At 35.4% G+C, this 21,951-nt stretch carries 20 protein-coding genes and 1 tRNA gene; 19 read left to right on the forward strand and 2 right to left on the reverse strand.

Going from position 1 to position 21,951, the window contains the following annotated elements:
- Nucleotides 1–23: 23 nt before the first annotated feature.
- The 16 genes from OF897_RS08265 to OF897_RS08340 all read left to right on the forward strand — a co-directional run bounded on the left by OF897_RS08265 (nucleotide 24) and on the right by OF897_RS08340 (nucleotide 17,466).
- Nucleotides 24–371: a cupin domain-containing protein gene (locus tag OF897_RS08265; RefSeq protein WP_267265220.1), complete on the forward strand. Its 348-nt coding sequence runs from the start codon at nucleotides 24–26 to the stop codon at nucleotides 369–371.
- A gap of 36 nt (nucleotides 372–407) precedes the next feature.
- Complete coding sequence (locus OF897_RS08270) at nucleotides 408–719, forward strand: hypothetical protein (RefSeq protein ID WP_267265221.1); 312 nt, start codon at nucleotides 408–410, stop codon at nucleotides 717–719.
- A 9-nt stretch (nucleotides 720–728) separates the two neighbouring features.
- Nucleotides 729–1,313 carry a Crp/Fnr family transcriptional regulator gene (locus OF897_RS08275; protein ID WP_267265222.1) on the forward strand — a complete coding sequence of 195 codons (585 nt, stop codon included), beginning with the start codon at nucleotides 729–731 and terminating at the stop codon, nucleotides 1,311–1,313.
- A 317-nt stretch (nucleotides 1,314–1,630) separates the two neighbouring features.
- The gene (locus OF897_RS08280; RefSeq protein ID WP_267265223.1) at nucleotides 1,631–2,506 is read left to right on the forward strand and encodes a pirin family protein; all 876 of its coding nucleotides are present in this window, start codon (nucleotides 1,631–1,633) and stop codon (nucleotides 2,504–2,506) included.
- Nucleotides 2,507–2,652: 146 nt separating this feature from the next.
- The gene (gene gndA / locus OF897_RS08285) at nucleotides 2,653–4,071 is read left to right on the forward strand and encodes an NADP-dependent phosphogluconate dehydrogenase (protein WP_267265224.1); all 1,419 of its coding nucleotides are present in this window, start codon (nucleotides 2,653–2,655) and stop codon (nucleotides 4,069–4,071) included.
- 10 nt (nucleotides 4,072–4,081) lie between these two features.
- Entirely contained in the window at nucleotides 4,082–5,563 is a 1,482-nt protein-coding gene (zwf, locus tag OF897_RS08290) for a glucose-6-phosphate dehydrogenase (RefSeq protein ID WP_267265225.1), read from the forward strand.
- A 19-nt stretch (nucleotides 5,564–5,582) separates the two neighbouring features.
- Nucleotides 5,583–6,293 (forward strand): 6-phosphogluconolactonase, encoded by a 711-nt coding sequence (gene pgl / locus OF897_RS08295; protein ID WP_267265226.1) that lies wholly within the window; start codon nucleotides 5,583–5,585, stop codon nucleotides 6,291–6,293.
- A gap of 504 nt (nucleotides 6,294–6,797) precedes the next feature.
- Nucleotides 6,798–7,487 (forward strand): hydrolase, encoded by a 690-nt coding sequence (locus tag OF897_RS08300; RefSeq protein ID WP_267265227.1) that lies wholly within the window; start codon nucleotides 6,798–6,800, stop codon nucleotides 7,485–7,487.
- Nucleotides 7,488–7,553: 66 nt separating this feature from the next.
- Complete coding sequence (locus OF897_RS08305; RefSeq protein ID WP_267265228.1) at nucleotides 7,554–9,326, forward strand: amidohydrolase; 1,773 nt, start codon at nucleotides 7,554–7,556, stop codon at nucleotides 9,324–9,326.
- A gap of 29 nt (nucleotides 9,327–9,355) precedes the next feature.
- The gene (locus tag OF897_RS08310; protein WP_267265229.1) at nucleotides 9,356–10,726 is read left to right on the forward strand and encodes an alginate export family protein; all 1,371 of its coding nucleotides are present in this window, start codon (nucleotides 9,356–9,358) and stop codon (nucleotides 10,724–10,726) included.
- A 145-nt stretch (nucleotides 10,727–10,871) separates the two neighbouring features.
- The gene (locus tag OF897_RS08315) at nucleotides 10,872–11,615 is read left to right on the forward strand and encodes a M17 family peptidase N-terminal domain-containing protein (protein ID WP_267265230.1); all 744 of its coding nucleotides are present in this window, start codon (nucleotides 10,872–10,874) and stop codon (nucleotides 11,613–11,615) included.
- A gap of 368 nt (nucleotides 11,616–11,983) precedes the next feature.
- Entirely contained in the window at nucleotides 11,984–12,991 is a 1,008-nt protein-coding gene (locus tag OF897_RS08320) for a LacI family DNA-binding transcriptional regulator (RefSeq protein WP_267265231.1), read from the forward strand.
- Between the two features lie 36 nt (nucleotides 12,992–13,027).
- The gene (locus tag OF897_RS08325; RefSeq protein ID WP_267265232.1) at nucleotides 13,028–13,939 is read left to right on the forward strand and encodes a carbohydrate kinase family protein; all 912 of its coding nucleotides are present in this window, start codon (nucleotides 13,028–13,030) and stop codon (nucleotides 13,937–13,939) included.
- Nucleotides 13,940–13,949: 10 nt separating this feature from the next.
- The gene (gene fucP, locus OF897_RS08330) at nucleotides 13,950–15,194 is read left to right on the forward strand and encodes an L-fucose:H+ symporter permease (RefSeq protein WP_267265233.1); all 1,245 of its coding nucleotides are present in this window, start codon (nucleotides 13,950–13,952) and stop codon (nucleotides 15,192–15,194) included.
- A 1-nt stretch (nucleotide 15,195) separates the two neighbouring features.
- Nucleotides 15,196–16,608, forward strand: coding sequence for a carbohydrate porin (locus tag OF897_RS08335; protein ID WP_267265234.1), 1,413 nt, complete (start codon nucleotides 15,196–15,198; stop codon nucleotides 16,606–16,608).
- Between the two features lie 21 nt (nucleotides 16,609–16,629).
- Nucleotides 16,630–17,466, forward strand: a complete 837-nt coding sequence (locus OF897_RS08340; protein ID WP_267265235.1) for a sugar phosphate isomerase/epimerase family protein — start codon at nucleotides 16,630–16,632, stop codon at nucleotides 17,464–17,466.
- Nucleotides 17,467–17,776: 310 nt separating this feature from the next.
- Here the strand turns inward: OF897_RS08340 and OF897_RS08345 are convergent.
- A tRNA-Arg gene (locus tag OF897_RS08345) sits at nucleotides 17,777–17,850 on the reverse strand.
- A 47-nt stretch (nucleotides 17,851–17,897) separates the two neighbouring features.
- Between OF897_RS08345 and OF897_RS08350 the strand changes: the two genes are divergently transcribed.
- The 3 genes from OF897_RS08350 to OF897_RS08360 are packed head-to-tail and all read left to right on the forward strand — an operon-like array spanning nucleotide 17,898 to nucleotide 21,676.
- Entirely contained in the window at nucleotides 17,898–18,944 is a 1,047-nt protein-coding gene (locus tag OF897_RS08350; RefSeq protein ID WP_267265236.1) for an ABC transporter substrate-binding protein, read from the forward strand.
- Nucleotides 18,945–18,984: 40 nt separating this feature from the next.
- Nucleotides 18,985–19,629: a monofunctional biosynthetic peptidoglycan transglycosylase gene (gene mtgA / locus OF897_RS08355; protein WP_267265237.1), complete on the forward strand. Its 645-nt coding sequence runs from the start codon at nucleotides 18,985–18,987 to the stop codon at nucleotides 19,627–19,629.
- A gap of 13 nt (nucleotides 19,630–19,642) precedes the next feature.
- Nucleotides 19,643–21,676: a recombinase gene (locus OF897_RS08360; RefSeq protein ID WP_267265238.1), complete on the forward strand. Its 2,034-nt coding sequence runs from the start codon at nucleotides 19,643–19,645 to the stop codon at nucleotides 21,674–21,676.
- Here OF897_RS08360 and OF897_RS08365 read toward each other — a convergent pair.
- On the reverse strand, nucleotides 21,654–21,950 hold the full coding sequence (locus OF897_RS08365) for a hypothetical protein (protein ID WP_267265239.1): 297 nt from the start codon (nucleotides 21,948–21,950) through the stop codon (nucleotides 21,654–21,656). The two genes, OF897_RS08360 and OF897_RS08365, sit on opposite strands and share 23 nt — an antisense overlap.
- Nucleotide 21,951 lies beyond the last annotated feature (1 nt).

The raw sequence follows: 21,951 nt of genomic DNA on the forward strand, positions 1-21,951 counted from the left end.
ATTCGTGGCAAAAAAAAAACAGTATGAAAATCACAAGAATATTCAGCGATGAAAATGGCGAATCTTACTTCGAAGACATTGAAATCCCATTAATCAATCAAGGCGAAATCGGATTTTTGTCAGAAGATATTTCTGTTAAAAAACTTCAATTCAGAAAGGTTTCTGCCGATTATGATTACGATTTTCATCACGCTCCGCAAAAGCAATATATTGTTTTGTTGAATGGTGGTGTTGAGATTGAAACTTCGCTGGGAGAAATCAGACAGTTTCAAACCGGCGAAATTCTTTTGGTAGAAGATATTTCCGGAAAAGGTCACAAAACTAAGAATCTTGAAAAGAAAGAGCGGACATCATTATTTATACATCTTTAAATAATTAATGATAATTAAATTCAAACATAAACACTTATGAATACATTAAACTTTTTAGTGATTGGAAAAAATCAGGAAATTCTTGATACCTTAAAAAGAATTATCGAAAATAATGAAGGCTGGAAAGCAGAAATCAAAAGTGATGAGACTGTCTGCTATGATTATATTAAAGAAAATCAGGTAGATATTGTGCTTTTGAGTTCCGGTTTGTATGAGGAATTTGAAAATGATATTAAAGTATTTTGCGAAAATTTAAATAAAGAAGTCAAGGTAATCGACCATTACGGCGGAGGAAGCGGACTTTTAAAGAACGAAGTTTACACACTTTTTCCTAATTTGCAACCGTAAACTTAATTTATGTTTGAAAATATCATTAAGAACGTCACGCGTTTTATCAGTCTGAGCAGCGAAGAAGAGAAGATATTCACCGATTTATTGGTTTGTGAAACGATTCCTAAGAAAACAATTTTACTGCGGGAAGGTGAAGTCTGTCAATTTGAAGGCTTCATTCACAAAGGCTGTTTAAGGGCTTATTACCTTGATGATAATGGTTTTGAAGTTACGATTCTGTTTGCCATCGAAGATTGGTGGATTAGTGATATTGCGTCTTTTCAGAACCAGAAACCTTCGAATTTGTATATTGAAACGATTGAAGATTCAGAAATTTTTATGCTGAATCCGACCACCAAAGAAAAGCTGTTGCAGGAAATTCCAAAATTCGAAAGGGTTTTCAGAATGTTGGTTCAGAGAAATCTGTTTACGCTTCAAAACCGTTTGGTGAATACCATTTCAAAAAGTGCATCAGACCGATATTTGGAATTTATAAAAGTATATCCAACGATTCCGCAAAGGGTTGCGCAGTACTATATCGCTTCTTATTTGGGTGTTTCTAAAGAATTTGTGAGTACAATCAGAAAACGCCTGGCGACGAAAGAAAAGTAATTTTTATTATTAAATAATAACACGCACGAAATTCCCCTCCACTGGAAATCGAGGAACGAGATTCGCCGAATCAAATAACTAAATAAAAAATATTGAGGCACTGGTGGCGAAAATTCAAAGAATTTTTGACGGGGTGGTTTATGCGTTATGTATAAACTACCCTGTCTCTTTGTTTCACAAAAATCAACCCCTTAAGAGTAGGGGAAATTTAAGCTCCTTTTTTTTTCTTTAAATGCATTTATTAAACTAGTTAAATGCACAGCAATTTTCACCACCATAAATTTGTCCTATCAATAACGAATAAACAACCAAAAGATATGGACAGAAAAGATTTTTTAAAGAAAGGACTACTCGGAACAGGAATGTTTGTAGCAACCGCTTCATTGGGAAATACAATGAAAAATGAGATTGACGAAATCGAGCCACTGGAGCCGATCGGATACAATCATTTACCAAACACTGATTCAAAAATCAAAGACAATTCTGTGATTCACAAAGCGGATTCCAGAGGGATGGCAGACCATGGCTGGTTGGTGAGCAATCATACATTCAGCTTTGCCAATTATCACAATCCGGAAAGAATGCATTTTGGTGTTCTCAGAGTTTTGAATGACGATAAAGTAGAGGCGGGAAGAGGTTTCGGAACGCATCCTCACGACAATATGGAAATCATCAGTATTCCGTTGGAAGGAGATTTGGAGCACAAAGACAGTATGGGAAATTCAGCAATTATCAGGAGTGGAGACATTCAAATGATGAGCGCAGGAACAGGAATTATGCACAGCGAATTCAATAAAAATAATGACAGTTTGGTGAAGTTTCTTCAAATTTGGGTGTATCCAAACAGAAGAAATGTGACACCGAGATATGACCAGATAACTTTAGACAAGTCAAAAGGTCAGAATCAGTTCCAGCAGATACTTTCTCCCAATGATTATGACGACGGGGTTTGGATTCATCAGGATGCCTGGTTTCATTTGGGAAACTTCGGGAATCATATTGAAACCAAGTATCAAATCAGGAAAAAAGGGAACGGTGTATATGCTTTTATTTTAAAAGGAAGCGCAGAAATCGAAGGACAGAAAGTGGAAACGAGAGACGGTTTCGGAGTTTGGGATATTTCCGATCTAAACATCAAATCAACCTCAGAAAATACAGAAATTTTGTTGATGGAAGTTCCGATGACGATGTAAGAATTGGATAAAATTTTTCAAATATTTATTGGGTTTTAATTAATGATATGTAAGGCATCAAACGAAATAAAATTAACATAATTTTTTTACTGATTTGCATTTCCGTAAATTTGAGCTGTAAAAATAAAAATAAATCTTAAGTAAGAATGGAAAAGTATAATTACGGGGTCGTTGGTCTCGGCGTAATGGGGAGAAATCTGCTTTATAATATTGCTGATCATGGTTTTTCTGTAGCAGGATTCGATTTAGATGAAGAAAAAGTTATTGAGCTTAGAAATGGAGTGGCTGAAGGTACAAAGGTCATCGGGTCTGTTTCTCTGGAAGAATTTGTAATAGGTCTGGACATTCCGAGAAAAATTATTCTGATGGTTCCTGCAGGAAAGCCGGTCGATGCTGTTCTAGAAAATATTACACCGTTTCTCAGCCCGAAAGATGTCGTAATTGATGCTGGAAACTCTTATTTTAAAGATACTGAAAGACGAATTGCAGATTTAACCTCTAAAAACCTGCATTTTATGGGAATGGGCGTTTCAGGAGGAGAGCAGGGTGCAAGAAGAGGACCGAGTATCATGCCCGGAGGTGATTTGGAAGCATTCAACTTAGTAAAACCAATGCTGGAAAAGATTTCAGCAAAAGTGAACGGTGAACCCTGTACAGCTTACATGGGAAAAGGTGCTGCCGGAAACTACGTAAAAATGGTTCACAACGGTATCGAATACGCCATTATGCAATTGATCAGTGAGGCTTATGATCTTTTGAGAAAGGGAGCAAACCTGAACAACGGTCAGTTATACGAAGTTTTCAAAAAATGGAATGAAGGAGAGATGAATTCTTTCCTCATTGAAATCACCAGAGATATTTTCAAACAGAAAGATGATTTGGCAGACGGCTTTCTCGTCGATCAGATTTTAGATAAAGCGGGAGCAAAAGGAACAGGAAAATGGACTTCTGAGCAGGCAATGGAAATCGGCGTTTCAATTCCTACAATCGACATTGCTGTAACGTCAAGAATTTTGTCTGCTTATAAAAATGAGCGTATTCAGGCGTCTCAATTATATTCAAAAGAAAAAATTGCAAGTCCTGAAAATACAGAATTATTTATTAAAGAAGTTGGTGATGCATTGTATCTGGCTACGTTGATCAGTTATGCACAAGGCTTGGCATTGTTAGTAAAAGCTTCTGAAGAATATCAGTTTGAAACTCCTTTGAAAGATGTTGTCAAAATCTGGAGAGGCGGTTGCATTATCCGTTCTGTCTTATTAGAAAAATTCTATCAGGCTTATTCTACAGATGAAAATTTATCTAATATTTTATTAAACGGAGATATTTCTGAAATCGTTAAAAATAAAATTTCCTCATTAAGAAACACTGCATCCTTCGCTGTTTCAAATGGAATCCCAAGCCTGGGAATTCAATCTGCTTTAGGTTATTTTGATGCGTACACAACTGAATCTTTGCCAGTAAATCTTCTTCAGGCTCAACGCGATTATTTCGGGGCACACACGTATCAAAGAGTAGATAGAGAAGGAGTTTTTCACACATCCTGGAACACAGAAAATAATTAAAATTCAGAAAATGAGCGACAATACAATCCTGCACCCAACGACTATTGTAATTTTTGGTGCGACTGGAGATTTGGCAAAAAGAAAGCTTTTTCCTGCATTTTATAATTTGTATATTGATGGCAGAATGCCGAAGGGCTTCAATATTTTAGCTTTGGGAAGAGCCGAAAATACAGATGAAAAATTTAGATCTTACGTAAAAGAAAATCTTGAGAGTTTTTCAAGAAGGAGTATAGCATCGGAAGACTGGGCCGGGTTTCAGGCACACATCAGCTACTTTCAGCATCAGCTGGACGAAGAAAGTTCCTACCAAAATTTATATCAGAAACTGGAAAGCTTTGATAAAGTGTACGGAATGAGAGGGAACAGGCTGTTCTATCTTTCTATTGCACCGAACTTTGTTTCGGTTATTTCAAATCATATTAAGAACACATCGATCGCTTCCGATCCGGCAAAAGACCGAATTATTATAGAAAAGCCTTTTGGTCATAATAAAGAGTCTGCTATAGAACTGAATAATCTACTTTCTCAAACCTTTCAGGAAGAACAGATTTACCGTATCGATCATTATTTAGGAAAGGAAACGGTTCAGAATATTTTAGCATTCAGGTTCGGAAATTCAATTTTTGAGCCTCTGTGGAACCAAAGACATATCGAATCTGTCCAGATTACCGTGGCAGAAGAAGTGGGTGTAGAAACGAGAGCTGGATTTTATGAGCAGACAGGTGCTTTGCGCGACATGATTCAGAATCATCTTTTACAGATTCTCTGCATGGTTGCCATGGAACCACCGGTTTCACTGGAGTCCGGTGAAATCAGAGACCGTAAAGTGGATGTTTTAAAATCAATCCGCAGAATTTCGCCCGAAAAAGTAGATCATTATGCTGTTCGGGGCCAATATGGACGGGGTAAAGTAAATGGATTAAAAGTAAACGGTTACCGCCAGGAAGAAGGAATTGCACCTGATTCAAATACAGAAACCTTTGTGGCCATTAAATTTTATTTAGATAATGAAAGATGGGAAAGCGTTCCTTTCTACGTTCGTACCGGAAAGAAAATGAAGGAAAAGCATTCTTACATTACCATTCAGTTTAAACCGCTCCCTCATTCTGCATTTTCAGAAAGTACATCTCTTCTGTCTGCCAACCGGTTGATTATCAACATCCAGCCACAAATGGATATCAGGCTGCAGTTCATGTCAAAAAAACCCGGACTTTCATTAGAATTGAAACCCGTAGAGATGATCTTTGACAATTTTGCATGTCAGACCGATACTCCGGAAGCTTACGAAACGCTTCTTTTAGAGGCACTTGTAGGTGATCTTACATTGTTTATGCGTTCTGATCAGGTAGAAGAAGCTTGGGATGTTGTAAAAACAATTCAGGAAACCTGGGAAAAAACGAAGGATTCATCTTTTCCGAATTACGAAGCAGGAAGCTGGGGACCTGATGACAGCAATGCTTTGGTTGAGAGACAGGGAAATCAGTGGGTTTAAAATTTAAGCAAAGAACAAAATGAAAACTACGATATTTGATAATCTAGACACATTATACAAAAAGTCAGCAGACACTTTTGTTGAACTTTCAGAAAAGTCTATCCAAAAACATGGGAAATTTACAGTTGCATTAAGTGGCGGTTCTTCTCCGAAAGCCATTTTCAGTTTATTGGCAAATCCGGAATATGCCGGTAAAATAGAATGGAACAAAGTATATTTTTTCTGGGTAGATGAAAGATGGGTTTCTTTGGATGATGAAAAAAGCAATTACAAAATGACTCTGGAAATGCTTCTATCTAAAGTTCCGGTAAATGAAAATCAGGTTTTTCCCATGTACAAAGATGGAGTTGAACCTAAAGATTATGCTAAAGAATATGAAGCGCAAATCCGAAATGTTTTGGGTGATGACGGCATTTTTGATTTTATCCTTTTAGGAATGGGCGATGATGGGCATACGGCTTCATTATTTCCAGGTGAAAAGGTTTTACATGAAAAAGAAAAATGGGTTGATGCCTATTATCTGAAACCTCAGGAAATGCACCGAATCACTTTGACTGAGCCGATCATCAATAAAGCTGAAAATATTTTGATTGTCACTTTTGGTCAATCTAAAAAACATGCTCTGAATGAAGTTTTAAATGGAGCATATCATCCTGAATTATATCCGCTTCAGTTAATTGAAAAGAAAGAAGGAGTACAGATTTTTACTGACGAAGAAGCAACAAATTAATTTTGCATTTTTTTTCGCTAAACTGATTTAATTAAACTGGTTAAATGTACAGTGAACTTTTTCATCATAAATTTGTCCTGTCATTAATCTTCGAAAAGTTAAAAAATACTTTGAAAAAAGAATGATAATATCATAATAAAAAATTAAACACTCATTCATTTTTGAGTGATATATTATAATGAATAAGACTTGGGTTTAATATCCGGGTCTTATTTTTTTTTATCCAAATTTTGCAGATAAAAATTTCAATTTTATTTATAAAATACTGATAATCATGATTTTAATTTTGTGTTATTCTCTTTGTAGATCACTATACTTAAGTATGTCTGAAATTCAATAAAAGTAAATTTAATTTTTTTTCAATAAAAATGATTTATTAAACTAGTTAAATGTGCAGGGTTTCCCGTCGCCCTAAATTTGTCATATCAAAATCAAACAGATATTAAAAAGATTTTGAAAATCGATCACACATTATAACAAAACAACATTTAAAAATCAAACATTATGAAAAAGTTAATCTTAACATTCGCAACAGTAGTATTATCAGTAACAGCATTTGCTCAGAAACCTGGAAAATCGATGTTGAACCCAACCAACCACGCTTTGGTTTTAATTGACCACGAAGGACAAATGGCGTTCGCTACAAAAAGCATCAGTATGGAAGAATTGAGGAACAATGTTGCTTTGATTGCAGGTGGTTCAAAAATCTTCAACATTCCAACTGTGGTGACTACAGTTGCAGAAAAATCTTTTGCAGGACCCGTTTTTCCGGAAATCTCAGAAGCTTATCCTGAATCGACTAGCGGATATGTAGACAGAACGACGATGAATACTTGGGAAGATTTGAACGCTCACAAAGCGATTACAGGAAAAAACAAAAAGAAATTGGTTTTGGCTGGTCTGTGGACGAGCGTTTGTATCGTAGGCCCGGCTTTATCGGCCATCGATGAAGGTTATGAAGTGTATGTGATTACGGACGCTTCAGGTGATATTTCAAAAGAAGCTCACGACCAAGCGGTTACAAGAATGGTTCAAGCGGGTGCACATCCGATTACATCTGTTCAGTATGTTCTTGAATTACAGAGAGATTGGTCTAGAAAAGAAACTTACAAACCGGTCAATGATTTAATGAAAAAATATGGTGGTGCTTACGGATTGGGAATTCAGTATGCTCAGGATATGCTTAAACACTAATCAAATTTCAACAGAGGCAGGTTGAAACCGACCTGCTTTTTTCTTCAAACCATTAAAAAGTACATTATGAAACCTCTCCATAAAATTCTATTCTCATTCGTCTTAGGTGCCGGATTGTTTAACGCTCAGAAAGCAGATTTAATAGTAACGAACGGAAAAATCACGACAATGGATGATAAAAATCCGGAAGTTCAGGCGGTTGCCATTAAAGACAACAAAATTTTCCAAACCGGAACAAATGCTCAGATTTTAAAACTGAAAGGAAGCGCTACAAAAATCATCGATGCTAAAGGAAACCGTGTGATTCCTGGATTGTTTGACAGTCATTTGCATGTCATCCGTGGTGGAAGATTTTACAATACAGAACTTCGCTGGGACGGTGTTAAAACTTTGAAAAGAGCTTTGGAAATGTTAAAAGAGCAGTCTCAGAGAACACCAAAAGGGCAGTGGGTAAGAGTAATCGGAGGCTGGAATGAATATCAGTTTGAAGAAAAAAGACTGCCGACTTTAGCAGAAATCAACGAAGCGACAGGCGATGTTCCGGCTTTCATGATGTATCTCTACGGAAAAGCCTGGCTGAACAAATCAGGTTTAAAACAATTAAACATTACTGGTGAAACGCCAAATCCGGCTCAGGGCTTAATTGAAAAAGACAACAACGGCGACCCGACAGGTCTTTTGGTTGCAGAACCAAATGCATTTATTCTCTATTCAACTTTAGCAAAATTACCTGAGCTGACCGAAGCTGAAAAAGAAAATTCAACGCTTCAATATATGACTGAACTGAATCGTCTTGGCGTAACAGCGGTAATGGATGCTGGCGGTGGTTTTCAAAACTTCCCAGATGATTACGGAACAACTGATGCTTTAAATAAAAAAGGAAAAATTACCGTTCGTTTGCCTTACTATTTATTTGCTCAGAAAAAAGGTTCTGAATTAGCAGACTATACAAAATGGACAGGAATGGTAGACATCGATGACCACGGGCACAACGACCACAACGGAATTGATTATCACGTAGAAGGCGGAGGCGAAAATCTGGTTTCAGACGGTGCTGATTTTGAAAATTTCCTTTTCCCAAGACCGGAATTGCCAGCAACGATGGAGAAAAGTATGAAAGAAGTCGTAAGTCTTTTGGTGAAAAAAAGATGGCCTTTCAGAATTCACGCAACTTATAATGAAAGCATTACCAGATTCTTAAATGTGATTGAAGAAGTGAATAAAGAGACACCTTTGAACGGATTGGTTTGGTTTTTTGACCACGCAGAAACAGTTTCTGAAGACAACATGAAACGCATCAAAGCTTTAAACGGCGGAATTGCAGTACAGCACAGAATGGCGTATCAGGGTGAAAGTTTCATCCACCGTTATGGGAAAAAAGAGGCTTTAGCTTCTCCGCCTGTTAAAAAAATGCTCGAGATGGGAATTCCTGTAGGATTGGGAACAGACGGAACCAGAGTCGCAAGTTATAATCCGTGGGTGGCTTTGTACTGGATTACATCAGGAAAAACTTTGGGCGGGACTCAGGTGATGGCAAAAGAAAATGCTCTGGACAGAAAAACAGCGTTGTCACTTTCCACTTTTGGAGGATATGAATTGATAAAGGATTATGAAAAGGGAAAAATCAAAAAAGGATATTTCGCTGACCTTACGATTTTAGATAAAGATTATTTCAGCGTCAATGAAGAAGAAATCAAAAAAATTACTTCAAAATTAACTATTGTTGACGGAAAAGTGGTTTATGGAGACGAAACCTACAAAACAGTTTCTCCAGCTATACTTCCGGTTCTTCCGGAATGGTCTCCTGTAAAATATTACGGCGGATATCAAACGAAATAACTAATTCCTGAAAACTCAAACCTAAATCAATGAAAAAGCTAAATCTAATACTATTTATCACTCAGATTTTTCTTTCGGTAAATGTCTCCGCACAATTTAAACTGATGAGGTTTGATGAAAATTATTCCACATACAAAGATTCTGCAGACACATTTTACAATTCCATCAAATACATTCCGCTTTCTGAAAAAAATAACAATAAATATTTATCATTAGGCGGAGAGGCGAGAGCAGAGTTTGTAGAATTTAATAATGAAGATTGGGGAAGATTGGGAATCGGAAGCAATCCGTTTTTTATCCAGAGATATACGGTTCACGCAGATTTGCATTTAGGTTCAAGAGTGCGAGTGTTCGGACAGTTGAGAAGTGCTTGGGAAAACGGAAGAAAAAACGGGCCGAGACCGATTGACGAAGACCATCTGAATGTTCAAAACCTTTTCATAGACGTTGATGTGATTAAAAATGAAAAAGAAAAACTGACCGTTCGTGCAGGAAGACAGGAGCTGGATTATGGAAGCGGAAGATTGATTTCTGTACGAGAAGGTCCGAACTTGAGACTCTATTTTGACGGACTGAAACTGATGTACAAAAGAGGAAATTTCAAATCGGATGCGTTTATGATGATGGCGAGTGAAATCGGTACGGGAGTTTTTGACAACAAACCTTTAAAATCGGTCAACCTTTGGGGAAGTTACAATACTTTAGTTCTTCCGAAAAGCGGAAATTTAGAGTTCTATTATCTGGGAATTCACAGAAAAGAATCACGTTTCGAAGACGGAATAGGAGACGAGACAAGACATACTTTGGGTGGAAGATTTTACAGATACGGTGGTGGTTTTATTTACAACTTTGAAGGCGCTTATCAGTTCGGGAATTTCAATAAAGGAACAATCAGCGCGTGGACAGCTTCTGCAGATATTGGTTATATGTTTGAAAATGTAAAAGGAAAACCAACCATCAATCTTCGAAACGATTACATTTCCGGAGACCGAAACAGAGAAGATGGCAAATTGGGAACTTTCAATCCATTATATCCAAAAGGTGGTTATTTCGGATTCAATCCACAAATCGGACCTGTGAATTTGATTGACATTCATCCTTATGTAACCGTAGATTTGAATAGTAAAATGACGGTTCAGGCCGATGTGGTTTTCAACTGGAGATATTCTACGCAGGACGGCGTTTATAGACCGAGCGGTTCTTTAAATCTGACTTCAATGAATTCTAAAAAGAAATACATCGGGACGGCTTTCCTTGGAAGCTTTAATTATAAAATCAATAAATCTTTCACGTTTAATACAGGAATTCAATATTTCAAAACGGGAGAGTTTGTAGACGATATTATCGAAAATGATAAAAACGGACTTTTTATTAATTCAAGAATTGTCTTCAAATTTTAATGAATTAATTTGAAAATTTGAGAATGCGGTAATTTGAAAATTACTTTCAATAGCTATCCCACATCAATGGCAGAATCTATTTCTGAAACTACCTTTGATAAACATTATAACTACAATAAAACTTTAAATTTTAAAACAAATTATTATGAAAAATATACTAAAAAATACAATAAACAAATCATTATTGATTGCAGGTTTAGTTTTCTCGACTTTAACTTTCGCACAAAATACAACAGCGAATTCTTCTTCAACTCCTGCAAAAATCGGAACATCCAAAAACTGGGGTTCAGTGGATGGGATTTCAATGATAGGATTGGTTCAGGGACCATCTTCAGCCGACGCTCAACTGCAGGTGGCCTGTGTTTTTGAATATACAGATAATGACATTCACAGTGCTCAGGCATTGCCAGCAAACCTGAACGGATTGGTACATCTGGATGAAGCTTTAAAGGGTGAATTTACCAAAATCAGACAGTCGGGTCAGTTCAAAGGACATTCTTTGGAAACTCTTTTGATTTCTCCTCCAAAAGGTTCTATGTCTGCAAAAAAACTATTGCTCATCGGCTTGGGAGACAGAAGCAAATTTACCCCTGAACTGATGACTTCAGTAGGAGAGGTCGCAGCCCGTGAAGCAATGAGACTGGGCGTGACCAACTTTGCCTTTGCCAGCGATTTAAAAGATGGCGGAATTGATTCTCCAACGGCTCTGATTGCAGGAAATGTGGTAAAAGGTATTGTCTTAGCAAACCGTTCTGAAAATTATTTGAAAGAACATAACCTTTCCAAAACAAAAAAACTTGAAAAAGTATATCTGTTGGCTGGTCCCTCTTTCTTTGAAATTGCAGGTGGTGGTATTCAGGCTGCGATTGCGGAAGTGAATGAGAAATAAACTTGACTAATTAATTGCAACTAAATATCAATCAGTTTTTATTAGCTTAAAATTTAAATATCAAATCAAAACAACGTCAATAAATCTATTGGCGTTGTTTTTCACAGAGATAAGCTTTTGAAAAAATTTTTTTTAAAGATTTAGATTAAACGATTAACCAAAATTTAATATTAGAATAGTAATTATTAAAGATAAATTAATGTCTGAATTTAAATTAATTTTTAATGTATTGATTGTGTGTGGGTTATATATGATTTCTTGTTTATAGAAAAATTTGCCAAATTACACTTTTTTCTGAAATGACGAAAAAAAATCAACTCTTGTTTTTTTAATTTATTATTAAATACTTTGCATTGTAAATCAGAACAATGAAACGAGCATCCATTAAAGACATTGCCAGAATTGCCGGAGTTTCCGTTGCAACCGTTTCGTATGTTCTGAACCGAAAAGAAGGACAGAGAATCAGCGAGGATACAAAGAAAAAAATTTTTGAAATAGCTGAAACGATTAACTATACTCCAAATAAGATTGCCCGAAGTCTTCAGAATAATAAAAGTAAATTATTAGGGCTGATTGTAGCAGATATTTCCAATGATTTTTATTCCAGTATTGCCAGAAGTCTGGAAGACAGGGCTTTAAAGCTGGGTTACACTTTGATTATCGGAAGTTCTGATGAAAATGCAGAGAAGTTTGAAAAACTGATTGACCTGTTTTCCCAACAACAGGTTGATGGGATGATTGTTGCTCCAGTCGCCGGTTCGGAACTTATCCTGCAGAAGTTATTAGATAAAAACTATCCTTTGGTCACAATCGACAGATATCTTAAAGGTATCAATGTTCCTGGGGTGATATTGAATAACAGAGAGATTGCGGAAAGTACAACCTCTTATCTGTTGGAAAAGGATTTTGATGAGATGATCTATTTAGGTTATGATACGCAATTGCCTCACCTTTTAGACAGAAAGGCTGGATTTAAAACTGGCATTGTAGAGTCAGGAAAGATAGTTAAAGTAAAATATATAGCTGTGGGTCTGGAAAATATCACGGAAGAAATTCAGTTTCAACTTAAACTGTCTTTAGGTGAAAATCCAAAGAATACCGCTTTATATTTCTCGAGTAATAAACTTGCTGTTGCCGGTCTGGCTTATCTTGTGAAAAATAATATCAAAGTGCCTGAACAGGTTTCTGTACTTGCTTTTGATGAGACTGAAGCCTACAAATTATTTCCTTCAGAAATCACTTTTGTAAAACAGCCATTGGAAGAAATGGCAGATGAAGCTATTAAATTGCTTGATAATCAAATTAACCAATACAGTTCTACAGCAAAAAAAGTAACGCTGTCAGGAGAATTAATCATTAAAAATTCAATAAAATAATTTTTTTACCAATTTACTTAAACGTTTAATCAAATTATGGATAATAATAAATCTTATGCCGTATGTTTCGGAGAAGTTCTCTGGGATATTTTTCCTACCGCATCACGAGCCGGTGGTGCACCGTTCAATGTGGCTTACAATCTTGACAAAATGGGAGTAGAAGTTCAGATGATCAGTAAAGTCGGGAATGATAAATTGGGAAATGAACTTCTGAATCAAATCAAAAACTGGAACATCTCAACAGATTTTATCCAGATTGATAATGAAAAAGCAACAGGAACTGTCATTGCTAATTTCGACGAACACGGAGAAGCACATTATGATATTGTAGAGAATGTGGCCTGGGATCATATCAAAATTACACAGGAACAAAAAGACTTAATTCAGAATTCCGAAGCTTTTGTTTTTGGAAGTCTGAGTGCCAGAAACGAGGTATCCAAAAATACACTTTTAAAATTGATAGAACTTTCCAAATTCAGAGTTTTTGACGTCAATTTCCGTCCGCCTTTCATTGATTTTGATTTGATTAAAATTTTACTTCAGAAAGCTAATCTCGTAAAGATGAACAAAGCGGAATTGAGAACCATAATAGAATGTCTTGGCGAAGATTACATTGATGAAGATTACAGCATCAGGCATATTCAAAAACATTTTGACCTGAATGAGATCGTTCTTACAAAAGGAAGCAAAGGTGCAAGATATTTTGTGGGAGATAAAAGTTACAATTTCTCGGCAGTTTCGATAGAAATTAACGATACAGTAGGAAGCGGTGACTCTTTTCTAGCCGGCTTTTTATCGAAAAGAATTCAGGGGAAATCACCTGAAGAAATTATGAAACAGGCTGTTTCCCTTGGTGCTTTTATTACTTCAAAATCAGGTGCTTGCCCAGATTATACTTACGAAGAATTCAAATCTTTCCGTGAAGAGCATTACGGTCAAACTATTTAAAATCAACACTATGAATACTGCAAAATTTACAGAAAAGAAATATTATGTCATATTGGCATTTGTGATTTCACTATTTTTCTTTTGGGCAATCGCTTTGACGATGGGCGACGTTCTGAACAAACATTTCCAGAATGTTTTGAATATCTCCAAATCAAAATCTGGATTAGTACAGCTTTCAATTTTTGGAGCTTATGCACTGATGGGAATTCCGGCGGGTTTGTTTATGAAGAAATTTGGTTACAAAATGGGTGTTATCCTGGGATTGTCATTGTTTGCGTTGGGTTCATTTCTTTTCATTCCGGCAGCAAACCAAATGTCATTTGACTTTTTCAGAATTGCACTTTTTGTATTGGCAATGGGAATGGCGACTTTGGAAACTGTTGCACATCCTTTTGTTGCAGCTTTAGGAAATGAAAAAACGAGTGATCAAAGAGTGAATTTCGCTCAGTCTTTCAATGGTTTGGGAGCGATTATCGGTCCGCTTTTGGGAGGCTATTTTATCTTCGGAAAGTCTGGTCTGGATGATAATTCATTGGATTCCGTCAAAGATCTTTACACTTGGATTGGCGTTGTGATCTTGACTATCACTATTATTTTTTCTTTTATTAAAGTTCCAAGTTTGAAGGATCCCCACGCAGAAGATATTCAAATCTCTGAGAACGAAAATGGAGTAGAGGCTTCAATATCAGATCCTCACGCACCACTTTGGAAACAACGACATTTTATATTTGCAGTGATCGCACAATTTTTCAATATCGCTGCACAAGGCGGAACCTGGGCCTATTTTATCAATTATGGTGTTGAGAAAATGAATCTTCCGGAAATTGAGGCTTCCTACTATTTTTCCCTTAGTATGGCGATGATGATGATCGGACGTTTTGTAGGAACATTTTTGATGAAATTCATCGCTCCGAATAAACTTCTTGCGGTTTTCACAATTTGTAATATTGTATTATGTTTGATTATTTCGCAAAGTTTCGGTTGGGCATCTTTCATCAGTTTAATATTATTGAATCTATTCCTAAGTGTTATGTACCCCACCATTTTCAGCCTTGGATTGAAGCGATTGGGCAATAGAGTTCCGCAGGCATCTTCTTTCCTTGTGATGGCGATGTTTGGAGGTGCGGTATTTCCTCCTTTGATGGGAAAAATTGCTGAGAAAGATATTGCTCACGCTTATCTTCTTCCAATTGTTTGTTATGCTGTAATTCTATTGTTTGCTTTGAAATTCTACAAGCCAAAGACATTTAAATAAGATGAAGAACTTCAACGTTTTTAAATACAGCTTTTGGTTTATATTGATCATTAGCCAGGTTTCCTACGCACAAATTGTAATCACGAATAAGGATTTTTCTTTCGGAACGACGGGCAGAATTGGCGCCGGATATTCTCCAAATGCAGATGGGAAAACCGGAAGACAACTGAATCTTAATAATCAAGGTTCACTTGGAGGAAGAATGGATCAGAGCGATTATGTGGATTTTTTACCAGCTTTTCATTTCACTCCAGTCGTCAATGGTGACAGTGTGAAAACGACAAAAATCGATATGCAGGCGAGATTGAGCTTCTATTCCGGTGGAACTTTCTTGGGAAATGTAGATTCAAAATCAAACCAGGGAATGATCATTGCCTTGCCGGAAGCTTTTGTAGAAGCCAGAAATATTATGGGAAGCGATTGGGATGTTTGGGCAGGTTCGCGTTGGCTGAGATACGATGACGTTCACATTGCAGATTATTTTTACTTCGATGATCATTCTGCAACCGGCTGGGGTGTGAGGCATAAAAATACCAGATTCTCTATGTTTTTTCCGGCAGCAATTGATACCGCAGCAAGTAATTCGACACCATATTCTTACACAAATGTGATCAGTGGAAGTAAAAATCTGATCTACAGGCAACGTGAGGTTTTGGTTTTAGAACAAACAATTCCATTCAAAAATAATATTCACAAACTGAAACTTTTGGCAGAATTTCATAGTTTAGAAAAGTCGGGTAAAAACTCGATGGAGCAATATAAATCCGATAATGGTTGGGTTTTGGGAGCGAAACTCAATACCAATTTAAAAACAAAAATCACAGGCTCTTTCAATCAAATATCAGTAAGATACGGAAGCGGAATTGCCAACGGAGGTGACAGCGGAAATACTCAAACTTGGCGAACTTATGGTGCTCCCAACGAGATTACCAAAACCTATAAAGGCGCTTATTCTTTGACCGCAGTCGAACATATTTTGTTAAATCTTTCCAATAAATGGTCGGCCAATGCATATGCAGTTTTCACAATGAGTAAAGGCGGAGCAAATAGTGATAATAAAGCCATAGATTATTATGAGCGTGAAATCTTTAATAAGAAATCGGAGTTTAATACTGGTGTTAGAGCGACCTATTACTTTAATAATTGGTTTCACATTCTCTCAGAATTGCATTTTGCATCAAGGAAAGACGGCAATCAGAATTCAGCTTCGATGACAAAATTGGTTCTGGCACCAACCATCGTCCCGACTGCGGAAAGAAGTGTCTGGGCAAGGCCACATATCCGTTTCATTGCAGAAGTTTCAAGATATAATGATCAGGCAATGAACAGTTTTTATTCTCCATTTTTACAACAATCTGGCTCTAAAAGATTTGGGACTTATTTTGGCGTGAGAACAGAATGGTGGATTTTCTAATTAAAATTTAAAAGTAAAAAAATGAAAGTAAAATTTGGAGCTTCACTGCTATCTTGGATTACACCCAACTGGACTCCCGAAGCTGGAAAATATGCGATTGAAAAAACAACGGAAGCAGGTTTTGATTTGATTGAAATTCTTTTACCAGCTTCAATGGAATTCAATTCAAAAGAAGTAAAACAACAGTTGAAAGACAATAATCTGGATGTTGTCTGCTCATTGAATCTTCCCAAAGAAGCACATATCGCTTTTTATCCCGACGTTGCAGAAAAATTAATAAAAAAGGCAATTGATAAAACCTCAGAAATAGAAACTGATTTTTTAGGCGGTGTCCTTCACGGCGGAATCGGAGTTTTCTCTGGAAATCCTTTAACTGAAAATGAAGCTGAAATTATCGTCGAAGTTTGGAGCAAAGTTGCGGATTATGCTCAAGAAAAAGGCGTCAATATTGGAATCGAACCTATAAACCGTTATGAATCTTATGTCTGTAATACGGCTGAAAATGTGTTGGATTTAATCAAAAAGACAGACAAAAATAATTTGTTTCTTCATTTAGATACATTTCACATGAACATTGAGGAAAATAATTTTTATGATCCAATCATTCTTGCCGGAAAAAAACTGAAACACGTTCATATCACAGAATCTCACCGCGGAATGTTAGGCGAAGGAACTGTCAATTGGGAAGAACTTTTCAAAGCTTTAATTGAAACTAATTTTGAAGGAAATCTTGTCTTGGAAAATTTTTCATCCTCAATTTCGGGAATGCAGCAGATGGTTTCACTTTGGCAAAAATCACCTTATGATGCGGAAGAACTGGCATTAGAAAGTTTGAAATTTTTAAAAAAATATGTTTGATAGTGTAATTTGTAGAATACTATTCTATAAAACTTGCCTCATCTGGGTTTAAGTCTTTAAATATTAATTTGATTCTAAGTCAATTGTAAGTCAATCTGAAGACCATAGAAATACCTTTCTTAAATTTTTATAAGCAATATTATATAGTTTCTTGTACCAAATAGATGATATTTTAAAAATTCTCTTCTAATTAAGAATAACTATAATTTTCATGAAAATAGTGAAGGAACTTCCTGTTGGTACATAGAAGTATATAGTACCGATAAAAAATAGCGCCAACTGTCTTTAGTTGGCGCCATTTGGCTATTTGTGACCTCGACAGGATTCAAACCTGTAACCTTCTGAGCCGTAATCAGATGCGCTATTCAGTTGCGCCACGAGGCCTTTTTTATTGGTTTGCAAATATAATACTTTTTTGCTTTCTTTGAAAGATGAAAGCAAAATTTTTACTGTTAATCGCATTTTTATTTCTAATCAACTGTAAAAGAGAACAAAAAATATCATCTTCAGAATGGGAAAAGATATCTGAAAGAGTACAATTTAAAGATGATGGTGGGAAATTAGATGTAAAATCAGGAAATTTCACGTATAGTTTTGAGAAAAATAAAGTTCCGTTTTCTAAAATTATCCTTTTAAATGCAAGTTTGATGGGCTATGTTTCCGAGCTTAATGCAGAAAATTTGGTTATTGGAATTGCAAGTCCAGAGTATATTTATTCTGAAAAAATTCATAGCTTAATAAAATCAGGGAAAATTCAAAATGTAGGGAATGAACAAAAATATGATGTCGAAAAAATTATTTCAATGAAACCAGATGCGATTTTCACCAATTACATTGCAAGTTTCGATAATACTTACCAGCTTTTAAAAAACAATAATATTCAGGTGATTTTTTTGGATGAATACATGGAGCAAAGTCCAATGGTAAAGACTTCTTACATTAAATTATTTGGAAAACTTTTAGGCAAAGAAAAAGAAGCTCAAACAAAATTTGATGAAATTCAAAAAAATTATAACGATTTGAAAAGTTTAGCTTTAAAATCAACTTCAAGACCAAATGTTTTAGCTAATGAAATGTACGGCGATGTATGGTATTTGCCGGGTGGGAAAACTTTTACAGCCAATTACGTTGCCGACGCGAATGCTAATTATATTTTAAAAGAAAATACAGAAGAAAAAGCTGTTACAATGAGCTTTGAAGAAGTTTTTGCAAAATCAAAAAATATTCAATTCTGGATAAATGCGGGAAATCATATTTCGAAAAAAGAAATGTTGAGCATCAATCCTTTTTATGGGAAATTAGAAGTGTTTAACAAAGGAAAAATTTACGGAGTTTCAGGAAAAGAGAGACAGAAAGCCAATGATTTTTTTGAAAGCGGAGTAGTGCGCTCAGACTTGGTTTTAAAAGATTATATCAAGATTTTTCATCCCGAACTTTTGCCAAATTATCAACTTACTTATATGAATGAATTGCATTAACTCGCAGTATTTTTATATTTTTGCCCCAAGTTTTTAGCTTATGTGGAAAAAAATAAAACAGTTTATTTTTATAGTTCTGATTCTGAACGTAGTCTTCATTATTTGGGGAAGATTCTTCAATCCGCCCATCACGATTACTCAAATCGGTGGACTTTTTGAATATGGAAGATTACAACGTGACTATATTTCTTACGATGAAATGGGAAGTAATGTGAAAAAAGCGGTGATTGCTTCTGAAGATCAAAAGTTTTTTAATCATAATGGTTTCGATTATACGGCAATCGAAAAAGCCATGAAAAATAATGAAAAAGGAAAAAAAATAAGAGGTGGAAGTACGATTTCCCAGCAAACTGCAAAAAATATTTTTCTTTGGCAGGGTAGAAGTTGGGTCAGAAAAGGACTTGAAGCAGTTTATACTTTCATTATCGAAAAAGTTTGGTCTAAAGATATTATTCTCGAAAGATATTTAAATTCCATCGAGATGGGACAGGGAGTTTTCGGCATTGAAGCGGCTTCGCAGTATTATTTTGGAAAATCTTCAAAAGATTTAAATACTTCCGAGGCAGCGTGGATTGCAGCGGTTTTACCAAATCCGAAAAAGTATGATCCTAAAAATCCTTCAGCATATTTAAGAAAGAAACATAACTGGATTATGAGACAAATGAGGAATGTGAGTTTGAAATAGTATCTTTGCACCAATGAAACTGCTGAGTTCAAGTACAAAAAATTTCGAATCTGTTCTTAAAAAATATTTTTCTTTTAAGAATGAAACCACTTCGCTCGAACCTTTGACCGAGTTTTTAGAGGCAATAAAAAAAACAGATTTTAAAAATATTCTTGAGTTTCTTCAAACAAATCAGAATTCTGCGGATAATTTCAGACATTATCTCTACAATATTTTTTCGGATAGACCTTTTAATCTTTCTTTGACGGAGGCCAATATTCTTTCTGAAAATGCCTTCTTTCCAGAGCTTAAAAAAAGGATTTTAAATAAAATTTTACCACCCGTTGAACACGAAAATACGGTTTGGTATCTTATTGACAACATAAGTTTTAGTACTAAAAAAGATCTCGAATATCTTCACAATCTTCCCGAAAATGAACTCAGTGAGTTGATGAATGTTTTAGGAGTTTCAGATTTTATTTTGAAACCAAAAGTGAAAAATGAACTTATTTTTTCAATGAATATTCTTTCGTGGCGTGTTACCGGAATGGCTTTGGAAGTGGATGTTGTGAGGATGGCTCCTGAATACAGAAATTTTGATAACCCATTTTTAGCGCTACAAAATGAGCTGGAAGCTTTAGCAGAAGATTTTAAAATAAATCCTGAAATTCAACTAAATTCCAAAGACAGTCGATATAAACAGATTAAAATTTATGCCGAACAATGTCAGGATTTTGTAAATATTGCCTTTAAAAACTCTTCAAAATACGGGATTTCCGGGAAGATTAATCAGTCACTTCTTAAAATCCGTCAACAAACACAGCGAATTTCTGAGATTGTAAATCTTTTAATTATTGATCAACATGAGGATGTAATTATTAAGTCTAAACAATTGATTTTTAACATTCTAAATTATAAATCTCACAAAAATAATATTTCCGATCTCATCAACGACAGTACGAGATTAATTTCACATTTAATTACGAATCACACTGCCGAAACAGGAAGCCATTACATCACTTCAAGCCGAAAACAGTACATGAAAATGTTCTACAAAGCGAGCGGTGGAGGAATTATTGTTGGAGCATTATGTGTCTTGAAAATGTTGTACGGTTTTATGCCCGGAAGCGACTTTTTTCACGCATTTTTATACTCGTTAAATTATGCAATGGGATTTGTAATGATTTACCTGATGGGATTTACTTTGGCAACAAAACAGCCTGCAATGACGGCTGCAACGATGACGAAGGTTTTGTCTGAACAGGAAAATACGAAAAGTAACTACACCGAATTTGCTGATTTGGTTTCAAAATTATTCCGTAGTCAGTTTATTGCATTTGTGGGAAATGTTTTGCTTTCATTTCCGATTGCTTTGCTGATAATTTATGGTTTGGATGTTTTTTTCTCTCAAAATTTAGCCGTTGAAAAATCTGATAAGTTGTTGAAAGATTTAGATCCTTTTAAATCTAAAGCAATTCTTCATGCATGTATTGCCGGTTTTTATCTTTTTATTTCAGGAATTATTTCAGGAAATATCGGTAATAATTCTGTTTTTTATCAAATTCCGGATCGGATTGCTAAAAATATTCCGATAAGAAGATTATTTGGAGCTCATTTTGCGAAAGGTCTTTCAAAATATTATGCTAAAAACTGGGCAGGAATTATTTCTAATTTTTGGTTTGGAGTTTTTTTGGGAGCAACAGCGCCAATCGGCTTGTTTTTCGGGCTCGATTTAGATATTCGTCACATCACTTTTGCTGCCGGAAATTTTGCAATTGGTTTGTATGGAAAAGATTTTACGGTTGGTTCTTCAATATTTTGGACATCATTTATCACCGTTTTTGTTATCGGATTCTTCAACTTTTTGGTGAGTTTCAGTTTGTCGATGTTTTTGGCTTTCCGTTCGAGAAAAATGAATTTCGGTGAAGTAAGAGAAATTTACCGTGCAATTTTCAGATATTTTTTAAGAAATCCTTTGAAGTTTTTCCTTCCTCTACAATCTACTTTTGATTTGAAATCTAATAACTTAGTACAGAATTCAATTCCTACAAAATCTGAAGATCATTAAATTTTTCTTCTCCAAATTTATCCTGAAACTTTTTTAAATAAAAGCTCTTTCTCATATTAAAATCATTTTTCAGCAAAGGTGATTTGATTCTGATCTGAATGATTTTGTTATCTAAATTTACACTAATAATCTCCTGAAAAAGGCTTTCATCAAGATAATCTTCTAGAAAATCTTTGATTTCAAAAGCAATAAGTTTATGCTCAAAACCATGAATTCTGGCAAAAGATTTTACTAATTCTGAGGATTGAAATTCTCGTTTTTTATTTCGTTTCATA

The organism is Chryseobacterium formosum, assembly GCF_026460885.1.
Classification (GTDB): Bacteria; Bacteroidota; Bacteroidia; order Flavobacteriales; family Weeksellaceae; genus Chryseobacterium; species Chryseobacterium formosus.

Coding starts and splice junctions, on each gene's coding strand:
- OF897_RS08320 (WP_267265231.1), top strand. CDS start 11,984: ATGAAACGAGCATCCATTAAAGACATTGCCAGAATTGCCGGAGTTTCC.
- OF897_RS08310 (WP_267265229.1), top strand. CDS start 9,356: ATGAAAAAGCTAAATCTAATACTATTTATCACTCAGATTTTTCTTTCG.
- gndA (WP_267265224.1), top strand. CDS start 2,653: ATGGAAAAGTATAATTACGGGGTCGTTGGTCTCGGCGTAATGGGGAGA.
- OF897_RS08270 (WP_267265221.1), top strand. CDS start 408: ATGAATACATTAAACTTTTTAGTGATTGGAAAAAATCAGGAAATTCTT.
- OF897_RS08335 (WP_267265234.1), top strand. CDS start 15,196: ATGAAGAACTTCAACGTTTTTAAATACAGCTTTTGGTTTATATTGATC.
- OF897_RS08265 (WP_267265220.1), top strand. CDS start 24: ATGAAAATCACAAGAATATTCAGCGATGAAAATGGCGAATCTTACTTC.
- mtgA (WP_267265237.1), top strand. CDS start 18,985: ATGTGGAAAAAAATAAAACAGTTTATTTTTATAGTTCTGATTCTGAAC.
- OF897_RS08280 (WP_267265223.1), top strand. CDS start 1,631: ATGGACAGAAAAGATTTTTTAAAGAAAGGACTACTCGGAACAGGAATG.
- OF897_RS08315 (WP_267265230.1), top strand. CDS start 10,872: ATGAAAAATATACTAAAAAATACAATAAACAAATCATTATTGATTGCA.
- OF897_RS08325 (WP_267265232.1), top strand. CDS start 13,028: ATGGATAATAATAAATCTTATGCCGTATGTTTCGGAGAAGTTCTCTGG.
- OF897_RS08365 (WP_267265239.1), bottom strand. CDS start 21,950: ATGAAACGAAATAAAAAACGAGAATTTCAATCCTCAGAATTAGTAAAA.
- OF897_RS08300 (WP_267265227.1), top strand. CDS start 6,798: ATGAAAAAGTTAATCTTAACATTCGCAACAGTAGTATTATCAGTAACA.
- OF897_RS08275 (WP_267265222.1), top strand. CDS start 729: ATGTTTGAAAATATCATTAAGAACGTCACGCGTTTTATCAGTCTGAGC.
- OF897_RS08340 (WP_267265235.1), top strand. CDS start 16,630: ATGAAAGTAAAATTTGGAGCTTCACTGCTATCTTGGATTACACCCAAC.
- fucP (WP_267265233.1), top strand. CDS start 13,950: ATGAATACTGCAAAATTTACAGAAAAGAAATATTATGTCATATTGGCA.
- OF897_RS08305 (WP_267265228.1), top strand. CDS start 7,554: ATGAAACCTCTCCATAAAATTCTATTCTCATTCGTCTTAGGTGCCGGA.
- pgl (WP_267265226.1), top strand. CDS start 5,583: ATGAAAACTACGATATTTGATAATCTAGACACATTATACAAAAAGTCA.
- zwf (WP_267265225.1), top strand. CDS start 4,082: ATGAGCGACAATACAATCCTGCACCCAACGACTATTGTAATTTTTGGT.
- OF897_RS08360 (WP_267265238.1), top strand. CDS start 19,643: ATGAAACTGCTGAGTTCAAGTACAAAAAATTTCGAATCTGTTCTTAAA.
- OF897_RS08350 (WP_267265236.1), top strand. CDS start 17,898: ATGAAAGCAAAATTTTTACTGTTAATCGCATTTTTATTTCTAATCAAC.